This is a genomic window from Cupriavidus alkaliphilus, assembly GCF_014191175.1.
GTDB lineage: Bacteria > Pseudomonadota > Gammaproteobacteria > Burkholderiales > Burkholderiaceae > Cupriavidus > Cupriavidus alkaliphilus.
In genome coordinates, this window is sequence record NZ_JACHWE010000004.1 from 601,108 (window position 1) to 611,362 (window position 10,255).

The following is a 10,255-nucleotide window of genomic DNA, read 5'->3' on the forward strand; positions in this document are numbered from 1 at the left end:
GAACAGCCCGCAATAGTAGCAGCGTTTTCCGGCCTTGTGAAGCCCTTTGTGTCGCCGGTGCCACCGGCGCCGGCATGGAAAAACGGGGCGCAGTGCGCCCCGTTTCAGGCGAGCCCGGCCGGGATCAGGCCTTGGCTTGCGCTTCCTGGTGGTAGCGCGTGACGCGCTCCACCTCGTTCTTCGAGCCCAGTATCACCGAGACGCGCTGGTGCAGCTTTTCCGGCTGCACGTCGAGGATGCGCTGTTCGCCGTTGGTGGCGGCGCCGCCGGCCTGCTCGACCAGCATCGCCATCGGGTTGGCTTCGTACATCAGGCGCAGCTTGCCGGGCTTTTCCGGCTCGCGCTTGTCCCACGGGTACATGAAGATGCCGCCGCGGGTCAGGATGCGGTGCACGTCGGCGACCATCGAGGCCACCCAGCGCATGTTGAAGTTCTTGCCGCGCGGGCCTTCGTCGCCGGCCAGGCACTCGTCGATGTACTTGCGCACCGGCGGGGCCCAGTGGCGCATGTTCGACATGTTGATGGCGAATTCCTTGGTGTCTTCCGGAATCGTGACGTTGGACTGGGTCAGCACGAAGCTGCCGGCCTCGCGGTCCAGCGTGAACATGTGCACGCCGTTGCCGACCGTCAGGACCAGCGTGGTCTGCGGGCCGTACACGGCGTAGCCGGCGGCGACCTGGTGCGTGCCGGGCTGCAGGAAGTCGGCCTCGGTCACGGTCTGGCCGGGCTTGGGCATGTGCAGCACCGAGAAGATGGTGCCGATCGAGACGTTGACGTCGATGTTCGACGAGCCGTCGAGCGGGTCGAACATCAGCAGGTATTCGCCCTTCGGGTAGCGGTTGGGAATCTCGTAGAACGATTCCATTTCTTCCGACGCCATCGCGGCGAGGTGGCCGCCCCATTCGTTGGCGTCGAGCAGCACTTCGTTGGCGATCACGTCCAGCTTCTGCTGGGTTTCGCCCTGGACGTTGCCGGTGCCGGCCGAGCCCAGCACGCCGGCGAGGGCGCCCTTGCTGACGGCGTTGGAAATGGCCTTGCAGGCACGCGCGACCACTTCGATCAGCAGCCGGAGTTCGGGCTGGATGGTGTTGTGCTTGCGCTGTTCCTCGACCAGGTAGCGGGTCAGGCTGATGCGAGTCATGGTTGGTTCTCCTTGGATGGCCGCAATTCTACATGCCCGGCCGCGCACGGCCGGGCATCGGGGGCGTGGGCCGGGCTGCCTGTCCCGTCGCCGGCGCGCTCAGCCGGCCAGCGCCTTGCCAACGATCTCGCGCACGTCGCGCGACAGCGTGCTGCACGCGGCGACGCGCTCCAGCTCGGCGCGCATGCGGTCGCGCAACGCCAGTTCGTATTTCTGCCAGCGGTCCATCACCCGCGCCAGGCGCGCCGCCACCTGCGGGTTGATGGCGTCCAGCGCCAGCACCTGGTCGGCCCAGAAGCGGTAGCCCGAGCCGTCCTCGGCGTGGAACTGCGCCGGGTTGCCGGAGCAGAAGCTGAAGATCAGCGAGCGCGCGCGGTTGGGGTTGCGCAGGTTGAAGGCGGGATGCTCCATCAGCGCGCGCACGGTGTCGATGGTGCGCTTGCCGGCGTGCGGGCCGCCGGGCTGCGGTCCGACGCTGCCGCGCTGCATGCCTTGCAGCGAGAACCACTTGTCGATTACCAGTGCATCGTCTTCAAAGCGTTGGTAGAAGTCCGCCAGCGCATGCTCGCGGCCGGGCGCGAAGCTGTTGACCAGTGCCGACAGCGCGGCGAAGCGGTCGGTCATGTTGTCGGCCTGCTGGTATTGCTGGTCGGCCAGCGCCTGCATCGCGGGGTCGCCGCTTTCGGCCAGGTAGCCGAGCGCGAGGTTGCGCAGCGCGCGCTTCGCCGCCGACGCGGCATCGGGCGAATACGCGCCCGGCGTCGCATTGGCTTCGTAGGCCGCCAGCCAGTCCGCCTGCAGCGCGCGCGCCAGGCCTTCGCGCATGAACTGGCGGGCGCGGTGGATGGCGGCGGGATCGGCCACGCCCATGCGCTCGGCCAGGTAGGCTTCGGCCGGCAGCACCAGGGCCTGCTCGCGGAAGGCGGGGTTGAGCGTGTCGTCGGTCAGCACCGCGCGCATGGCGCGCACCAGCGCGGGGTCGAGGGTGAGCTCGCGCCCGGCCTGCGCGTCGGCCACCAGCTGCAGCAGCGCGCGCGTGGCCAGGCGCTGGCCGGCTTCCCAGCGGTTGAAGGCGTCGCTGTCGTGCGACAGCTGGAAGGTCAGCTGTGCGTCGGTGTACTCGGCATCGACGATCACCGGCGCGGAGAAATTGCGCAGCAGCGAAGGCAGCGGGGCCTGCGCACCGCGCGGCAGGTTGATGAAGCGGAAGCTCTGCTCGGCCTGCGTGAAGTCGAGCACGCGCGTGGTGCCGGCGGGCGCGCCTTCGCCTTCGAGCTGCAGCGGCAGGTCGTTGCCGTCGGCGCCCAGCAGGCCGAGCGCGAACGGGATATGGAAGGGCTGCTTGTCGGGCGTGCCGGCGCGGGTCTCGATGCCGACCTTGGGGCAGCGTTGCGTCAGCGTCAGCGTCAGGCTGCCGTCGTCGCCGTTCCACGCGGTGCGCGCGGTCACCACCGGCGTGCCGGCCTGGCTGTACCAGAGGCCGAACTGGCTCAGGTCGCGGCCGTTGGCGTCGGCCATGGCGGCGCGGAAGTCGTCGCAGGTCACGGCCTGGCCGTCGTGGCGCTGGAAGTACAGGTCCATGCCCTTGCGGAAGCCCTCGCGGCCCAGCAGGGTCTGGTACATGCGCACTACCTCGGCGCCTTTCTCGTAGACCGTGACGGTGTAGAAGTTGTTGATCTCTTCGTAGCTGTCGGGGCGCACCGGATGCGCCATCGGGCCGGCGTCCTCGGGGAACTGCACCTGGCGCAGCACGCGCACGTCCTCGATGCGCTTGACCGCGCGGCCCGATTCCGAGCCCATCATGTCGGCCGAGAACTCCTGGTCGCGGAACACCGTCAGGCCTTCCTTCAGCGACAGCTGGAACCAGTCGCGGCAGGTCACGCGGTTGCCGGTCCAGTTGTGGAAGTACTCGTGGCCGACCACCGCCTCGATATTGGCAAAGTCGGTGTCGGTGGCGGTTTCCGCATTGGCCAGCACGTACTTGGTGTTGAAGATGTTCAGGCCCTTGTTCTCCATCGCGCCCATGTTGAAGTCGCCCACGGCGACGATCATGAAGCGGTCGAGATCGAGCTCCAGGCCGAAGCGCTGCTCGTCCCAGCGGATCGAATGGACCAGCGAATCCATCGCGTGGCGGGTCTTGCCGAGGTCGCGCGCCTCGACCCACACCTGCAGCAGCTTGTCCTTGCCGGACGCGGACCGGATCCGTTCCTCGATGCATTCCAGCTTGCCCGCGACCAGCGCGAACAGGTAGGACGGCTTGGGGAACGGGTCTTCCCACACGGCTTCGTGGCGGCCATCGGGCAGTTCGCGCTGGCTCACCAGGTTGCCGTTGGACAGCAGCACCGGATAGGCGGCGCGGTCGGCGCGCAGCGTGACGCGGTAGGTCGCCATCACGTCGGGGCGGTCGAGGAAATAGGTGATGCGGCGAAAGCCCTCGGCCTCGCACTGGGTGAAGAAGTTGCCGTTGGACACATAGAGGCCCGACAGCGTGGTGTTGGCCGCGGGCTGGCACGCGGTGGTGATTTCCAGCGTGCCCTGCGCCGGCAGGCCGGGCAGCGTCAGCGTGCCGCCGTCCTGGGTGGCGTTGGCCACCGGCTTGCCGTCCAGGCTGACGCCGATCAGTTCGAGTTCTTCACCGGCCAGCACCAGCGGCGCGTCGGGGGCGCCGGCCGTGCGCGCGAAGCGCAGCGTGCTGGTGACCACGGTGCGTTGGGGATCGAGCTCCAGCACCAGCGCGGCGTGGTCGATGGCGAACGGCGGCGGGGTATAGTCCTTGCGATAGACGGTAACGGGCGTGTCGGTGCGCAGCATGGGGGATCCTGTCTTCGGAAGACCGTTAGGAAAAGGGGGCGGCCAGGCGCGTGCAAGCAAGGCATGGCGCTGAAGTCCTCATTGTAGCCAAGGGGTGGGGGTGCGGTCTGACGGGCGCCGCACCAAGCCGCCGCGGGAATTCCGCGCCGCCGGCGTGGTCTCAGAGACACGCAGGGTTTCAGTGGACAGACGAGCGAGGTAGCACTATGTGGCAGCGCGCAGGCGGTGTCGGCAATGACGGGGCAGCGGGCCGGTGGCCGGGGCTGCGCAGGATGTGGGGCGCGCTGGCGCTGCTGGCGGCGCTGCTGCTGACGGGGTGCGCCAGCACCGTGACCACCGATGTCACGGCGTTCCGCCAGCCCGGCTGGCAAAACGACGCGCCGCGCACCTATAGCTTCGAGCGCAGCGCCGAGCAGGCGGCCCAACTCGACCGGCAGACTTATGAGCAGTGGCTGGCGGCGACGCTGGCGGGCGTCGGCTTCGAGCAGGTGCCGGCCCGGCAGGCACGCTATCTGGTCAGCATGGACTATGACTCCGCGCCGGGGCTGGTGCGCGTGGCCGAGACGGTCTATCCGGACCCGTGGTACGGCCCCTGGGGACCTCCTTACTGGGGCCCTGGCTACTACCGGCCGTGGGGCCCCTGGGGGCCATGGGGCCCGTGGGGTCCGGGCTACTGGCCGCCGCAGACGGTGGTGCGCGACGTGCCGGTGACGTTCTCCAGCCTGCGGGTGTATTTCAAGGACGCGGCCAGCGGCAAGCGGGTCTACCAGGTCACCGCGCAGAACCAGGCCGAGAACGGCAGCCTGCCGGCGATGATGCCGTACCTGATCCGCAGCGCCTTCACTGACTTCCCGTCCGACAGCGGCCGTCCGCGCCGGGTGACGCTGGAGGTGGAAAAGAACGCCAGGTAGGGCGGCCGCAACCAGCCACCATCGCCGATCCGGGGCCCGGCAGCCCGATGCGTGCGGATGCATGCAGGAGCATGCTTCTGCACCGCCATTGCATACCCAATGGTAAAAGCTGTTTAACGGCCGGAATCCGCGCAAAATCCGGCCTGCAGGCGTGCTGCGGTGGTACTTTGCGCGGGCGCGTGGGCTAGAATAGCTGCTCGATTTTTCCGGCCTGGCTGCCGGAGTCGTCAGTTTCGCTGCCAGAGCTTGTCCTTCGCTGCCGGCTTGTCGCATGAGCCGGGTCGAACCATGGCGGGAGAGGGGCGCTTCCGGTCCGGGCCATTTTCCGGACGAGCCAATGAGCAGCAAGAACGGCGGTGATGCACCGCAACATGCCCCGAACAGTCCTGAAGCGCAGCTGCGCCTCGCCGCGCTGGAATACCACCGCAGCCCGACCAAGGGCAAGATCCAGGTCACCGCGACCAAGGCGCTGTCCAACCAGCGCGACCTGTCGCTGGCCTATTCGCCGGGCGTAGCCTACGCCTGCGAGGAAATCGCCAAGGATCCCGCCACCGCCGCCGAGTACACCTCGCGCGCCAACCTGGTGGCCGTGGTCACCAACGGCACCGCCGTGCTGGGCCTGGGCGACATCGGCCCGCTGGCCGGCAAGCCGGTGATGGAGGGCAAGGGCTGCCTGTTCAAGAAGTTCGCCGGCATCGACGTGTTCGACATCGAGCTCGACGCGCGCGACCCGGACAAGATCGTCGAGATCGTCGCCGCGCTGGAACCCACGCTGGGCGGCGTCAATCTTGAAGACATCAAGGCGCCCGAGTGCTTCTACATCGAGCAGAAGCTGCGCGAGCGCATGAACATTCCCGTGTTCCACGACGACCAGCACGGCACCGCGATCATCTCGGCGGCAGCGCTGCTGAACGGCCTCAAGGTGGTCGGCAAGGACATCGGCAAGGTGAAGATGGCCGTGTCGGGCGCCGGCGCTGCCGCGATCGCCTGCCTCGACACCATGGTCAGCCTGGGCGTGAAGCGCGAGAACATCTCGGTGGTCGATTCCAAGGGCGTGATCTATGTGGGCCGCGACGCCAACATGGAAGCCAACAAGGCCCGCTACGCGCAGGACACCTCGGCGCGCACGCTGGCAGATATCGTCAACGGCGCCGACGTCTTCCTGGGCTGCTCCACCGCCGGCGTGCTGACCGCCGAGATGGTCAAGACCATGGCCGAGCGGCCCATCATCCTGGCGCTGGCCAACCCCGAGCCCGAGATCCGCCCGGAAGTGGCCAAGGCCGCGCGCCCGGACTGCATCATCGCCACCGGCCGTTCGGACTACCCGAACCAGGTCAACAACGTGCTGTGCTTCCCGTACATCTTCCGCGGCGCGCTCGATTGCGGCGCGACCAAGATCACGGAAGCGATGAAGCTGGCCTGCGTCAAGGCCATCGCCGAGCTGGCCGAGGCCGAGCTGAACGACGCCGTGGCCGCGGCCTACGGTGGCCGCGAGCTGAAGTTCGGCCCCGACTACATCATCCCGACGCCGTTCGACCAGCGCCTGATCGAGAAGATCGCCCCGGCGGTGGCCAAGGCCGCCGAAGAGTCCGGCGTGGCCACGCGCCCGATCCAGGACCTGGAGGCGTATCGCCAGCAGCTCTCGACCTACGTCTACCACACCGGCCTGATCATGAAGCCGGTGTTCTCGGCCGCCAAGGCCGCGCCCAAGCGCGTGGCCTATGCCGAGGGCGAGGAAGAGCGCGTGCTGCGCGCGGTGCAGTCGGTGGTCGACGAAGGCCTGGCGCGTCCGATCCTGATCGGCCGTCCGCACGTGATCCAGATGCGCATCGACAAGGCCGGCCTGCGCCTGAAGCCGGGCGTGGACTTCGAGCTGATCAACCCCGAGGACGATCCGCGCTACCGCGCCTACCACGAGGCCTACCACGCGCTGCGCGGCCGCGACGGCGTGACCCCGGACATGGCCAAGGTGGCGCTGCGCCGCTCCAACACGCTGATCGGCACCATGCTGATGCACATGGGCGACGCCGACGCGCTGCTGTGCGGCACGGTGGGCCGCTTCGAGGCCCACCTCGAGCACGTGCGCGACGTGATCGGCCTGGCGCCGGGCGCGCATGTGTTTGCCGCGATGAACGCGCTGATGCTGGAGAAGTACACGCTGTTCATCACCGACACCTTCGTCAACGACGACCCCAGCGCGGAACAGCTCGCGGCCATCGCCCAGCTGGCCGCGGAAGAGATCGCGCGCTTCGGCCTGCAGCCGAAGGTGGCGCTGATGTCGCACTCGATGTTCGGCTCGTCGACGCGCCCGTCGGCGCGCAAGATGCGCGAGGCCGCGCAGATCCTCGCGCGCGAGGCCCCGCACCTGGAAGTCGAAGGCGAGATGCAGGGCGATGCCGCGCTGGTCGAGGACGTGCGCCGCCACTTCCTGCCGTCGACCAAGCTGGCCGGCAGCGCCAACCTGCTGGTGATGCCGACGCTGGATGCCGCCAACATTGCCTTCAACCTGCTCAAGATCACGGGCGGCCAGGGCGTGACGGTGGGCCCGATCCTGCTGGGCGCGGCCAAGCCTGTGCACATCCTGAACCCGCAGGCCACCACGCGCCGGATCGTCAATATGACGGCCGTCGCCGTGGCCGAGTGCAACGCGGGGCGCTGAGCCACCGCGAAGCCTTCGCCATGTAAAAGGCCGGGTCAATGACCCGGCCTTTTTGTTTGTTGCCCCGCCGCATTCGCGCGGCCAGGGGGCGGTTGGGTTGGTGCTTATTGCAGCACGTTGTACTGCTCGCGCATGACCACGATAATTGATTTTGCCGCGGCGAGCTGGTGGCCCAGGTTGTCGACGGACTCCTGCGGGAAATCTACCTCGGCGCTCCAGTTGCATCCGGTATGGTCAGGCTGGTGCATTCGCACCGCGTGCAGTTCGCATTCTCCGCACTCGGGGTTGTTGTCGAGGCACTGGTTCAGGATGGCCATGAGTTCAGACCGGGTCTTCGCGTATCGCCGCATGTGTCACCTCGCTGTCATGGGTTTTTGAGGCCTGGAACACCAATCTAGGAAGCGCGCCGGAGGCCTTCCAATTGAATCCGCCTATGGGGCGGCTGTTTCTCATCCGGCCCGGGACCGCCCGTGATGTGGCGCAGCGCAGCATTGCGGCGGGGCGCGGGTGGCGGGCGCTGCGCCTCGCCGCCCAATGAAAAAGCCCGCCGGAAAGGCGGGCTTCAGTGCTGCCGGGGACGCGCTCAGCGCATCAGAACTTGTGGCGCACGCCCACGCCGAAGGTGTCGCCGTGCTCGATGCCGGTGATCTTGTCGTAGTAGTAGGCGGCGTACACGTCGGTGCGCTTGGACAGGTTGTAGTCGTAGGCGACGGCAAAGGTATTGCGCTTGAAGTCGCCCAGCGAGTTGTCGACCTTGCCGTAGGCATACGAAGCCAGCAGGTTGCCCGCGCCGATCGGCACCGAGGCGCCGAACTGGCCGTCGATGTGCTTGATGTCGCCCGACGGCGCGGTGGTGGCGCGGGTCTTGATGTACTGGCCCTGCGCGAACAGCTTGACCACCTTGAAGTCATAGGACAGGCCGATCTGCGCGGCGTCCTGGCGCGACAGGCCGATGTCGGACATGTCGGTCGGCACGCTGTTGAAGCGCACCTGCTGGTAGGCCACGGTCGCGGCGAACGGACCGTTGAAGTACAGGACGTTGCCGCCGAACTTCTGCTTGCCGGCGGCGCCCGGCTGCTCGCCGAAGCCGTAGATGAAGTTGGCGGTCAGGCCGCCGAAGGTCGGCGTGCTGTACACCACCGAGTTGTTCCAGCCCGAATCGCCGATGATGCCGGGATCGGCGACGGCGCCGCTGACCGCGCCGAAGTAGGTGTGGAAGATGGTCGGCGAGAACACGTACGAGTCGACCAGCGGGTTGAACAGGATGGTCGAAATGAAGTACGGCGTGGTGTTGCGGCCCAGCTTGATGGTGCCGGCCTTGTCGTTCTGCAGCCCGACGTAGGCGTTGCGGCTGAACATCGAGTCGCCTTCGAAGCGGCCGCTGCGGCCGGCGTCCGTGCGGAAGAAGCCGTTCAGGTCGAAGATGGCCTTGGTGCCGCCGCCCAGGTCTTCGGTGCCCTTGATGCCCCAGTAAGACGTCTGCATGCCGCCAGAATTGGCCACCCAGGCGCGCTCGCCCGAGCCCGGGCTCTTCACGCCGCCGACGAACATGTCAGCCTGGCCGTACAGCGTGACGCTGGACTGGGCCATGGCCGCGCCGGAAAAAAGGGTAGCCGCTACCGCCGCCAGCTTGAGCGCCGGCTTGTACTGCTTCTGCATTGTTAGACCTCCGTGGTTTTGATCCTGCTTGGAACGTTGTGTACTGGGTCCCTGACGGGTTCTTATCATGTCTTTGTGCTTTTATTCGTGCCGCCTGGCCGGGCTCGGTGTGGTGTTGCATGGGAGGCCGGCGGCATCGGGGTACAGCGTTTTTTTTGTTATACAGGTGACGCTTTTTTGCTCAGGCGGATACTAAGTCGTCAAGACGGAACTGTGCAATGCGATGGATCTGGTTGATGCAAGTTTGCAACTCTTGCTGCGGCGTGTTTTCAATGCGGCGCGCGAACTCGGCGATGATGCCGTGGCGGTCGTAGCCGCGCACCGCCAGGATGAACGGGAAGCCGAACTTCTGGTTGTACGCCGCGTTGAGCGACTGCAGGCGGTCGAATTCTTCGGGCGTGCACTGGTTCAGGCCGGCGCCGCTTTGCTCGCGCGTCGACTCGGCGGTCAGCTCGCCGCGCACGGCGGCCTTGCCGGCCAGCTCCGGGTGGGCGCGCACCAGCTTCAGCTGGGCCGCTTCGCCGGCTTCATCCACAGCCTGGCGCAGCGCCTGCGCCAGCGCGGCGCCATCGGCGAAGGGCCGTTGCGCGGCGGCGGTCTCGGCAAACCACGGCGAATGTTCGTAGATGCCGCCCAGCACCTGCACGAATTCCGCGACCGGCATGGTGTTGAGTTGGGCGATGGTGTAGGTCTGGCTCATGCTTGATTCCGGGGAGTGTAGGGGTGGGTGGCGGCCCAGTGCCGGGCGATATCGACACGGCGGCAGATCCAAACCTTGTCGTGCCCCTGCACGTAGTCGAGGAAGCGCTGCAGCGCGCGGAAGCGGCCCGGGCGGCCGAGCAGGCGGCAGTGCATGCCGATCGACAGCATCTTGGGGCTGTCCTGGCCGCTCGGGTCGCCTTCCTCGTACAGCACGTCGAACGCGTCCTTCAGGTACTGGAAGAACTGTTCGCCGGTATTGAAGCCCTGCGGCGTGGCAAAGCGCATGTCGTTCGAGTCCAGCGTGTACGGCACCACCAGGTGCGGCTTCTTCTCGCCGCCGGTGACTTCGACTTCGGTCCAGAACGGCAGGTC

The 10,255-nt window shown here is 67.3% G+C and carries 7 protein-coding genes and 1 pseudogene; 2 read left to right on the forward strand and 6 right to left on the reverse strand.

All coding sequences use genetic code 11. The annotated features are described in order from the left end of the window. Positions 1 to 124: 124 nt before the first annotated feature. A complete protein-coding gene (locus FHX60_RS17640) occupies positions 125 to 1,141 on the reverse strand; it encodes a class 1 fructose-bisphosphatase (protein ID WP_012352281.1) in 1,017 nt (338 codons plus the stop codon). A 99-nt stretch (positions 1,142 to 1,240) separates the two neighbouring features. Further along, the gene (gene pepN / locus FHX60_RS17645; protein ID WP_183284041.1) at positions 1,241 to 3,952 is read right to left on the reverse strand and encodes an aminopeptidase N; all 2,712 of its coding nucleotides are present in this window, start codon (positions 3,950 to 3,952) and stop codon (positions 1,241 to 1,243) included. Between the two features lie 272 nt (positions 3,953 to 4,224). Here pepN and FHX60_RS17650 point away from each other — a divergent pair, with 272 nt between their 5' ends. Together FHX60_RS17650 and FHX60_RS17655 are read left to right on the forward strand one after the other, a co-directional pair. Continuing rightward, complete coding sequence (locus FHX60_RS17650) at positions 4,225 to 4,863, forward strand: DUF4136 domain-containing protein (RefSeq protein WP_181486952.1); 639 nt, start codon at positions 4,225 to 4,227, stop codon at positions 4,861 to 4,863. A 337-nt stretch (positions 4,864 to 5,200) separates the two neighbouring features. Next, positions 5,201 to 7,522, forward strand: a complete 2,322-nt coding sequence (locus FHX60_RS17655) for an NADP-dependent malic enzyme (protein ID WP_183284042.1) — start codon at positions 5,201 to 5,203, stop codon at positions 7,520 to 7,522. 104 nt (positions 7,523 to 7,626) lie between these two features. Here the strand turns inward: FHX60_RS17655 and FHX60_RS17660 are convergent, their stop codons facing one another. From FHX60_RS17660 to FHX60_RS17675, 4 genes and pseudogenes are all read right to left on the reverse strand, one after another. Then, positions 7,627 to 7,872 (reverse strand): hypothetical protein, encoded by a 246-nt coding sequence (locus FHX60_RS17660; protein WP_012352285.1) that lies wholly within the window; start codon positions 7,870 to 7,872, stop codon positions 7,627 to 7,629. A 241-nt stretch (positions 7,873 to 8,113) separates the two neighbouring features. After that, positions 8,114 to 9,181, reverse strand: coding sequence for a porin (locus FHX60_RS17665; RefSeq protein WP_112773480.1), 1,068 nt, complete (start codon positions 9,179 to 9,181; stop codon positions 8,114 to 8,116). 181 nt (positions 9,182 to 9,362) lie between these two features. Then, positions 9,363 to 9,881 (reverse strand): 2-oxo-4-hydroxy-4-carboxy-5-ureidoimidazoline decarboxylase, encoded by a 519-nt coding sequence (uraD, locus tag FHX60_RS17670; protein WP_092308361.1) that lies wholly within the window; start codon positions 9,879 to 9,881, stop codon positions 9,363 to 9,365. Then, positions 9,878 to 10,255, reverse strand: a pseudogene (locus FHX60_RS17675) (allantoinase); the annotation flags it as partial. The pseudogene FHX60_RS17675 and the gene uraD, both read right to left, overlap by 4 nt.

Bases quoted from the DNA above. Each gene is read 5' to 3' on its own strand.
- FHX60_RS17665 (WP_112773480.1), bottom strand. From the start codon at position 9,181: ATGCAGAAGCAGTACAAGCCGGCGCTCAAGCTGGCGGCGGTAGCGGCT.
- FHX60_RS17655 (WP_183284042.1), top strand. From the start codon at position 5,201: ATGAGCAGCAAGAACGGCGGTGATGCACCGCAACATGCCCCGAACAGT.
- uraD (WP_092308361.1), bottom strand. From the start codon at position 9,881: ATGAGCCAGACCTACACCATCGCCCAACTCAACACCATGCCGGTCGCG.
- FHX60_RS17660 (WP_012352285.1), bottom strand. From the start codon at position 7,872: ATGCGGCGATACGCGAAGACCCGGTCTGAACTCATGGCCATCCTGAAC.
- pepN (WP_183284041.1), bottom strand. From the start codon at position 3,952: ATGCTGCGCACCGACACGCCCGTTACCGTCTATCGCAAGGACTATACC.
- FHX60_RS17640 (WP_012352281.1), bottom strand. From the start codon at position 1,141: ATGACTCGCATCAGCCTGACCCGCTACCTGGTCGAGGAACAGCGCAAG.
- FHX60_RS17650 (WP_181486952.1), top strand. From the start codon at position 4,225: ATGTGGGGCGCGCTGGCGCTGCTGGCGGCGCTGCTGCTGACGGGGTGC.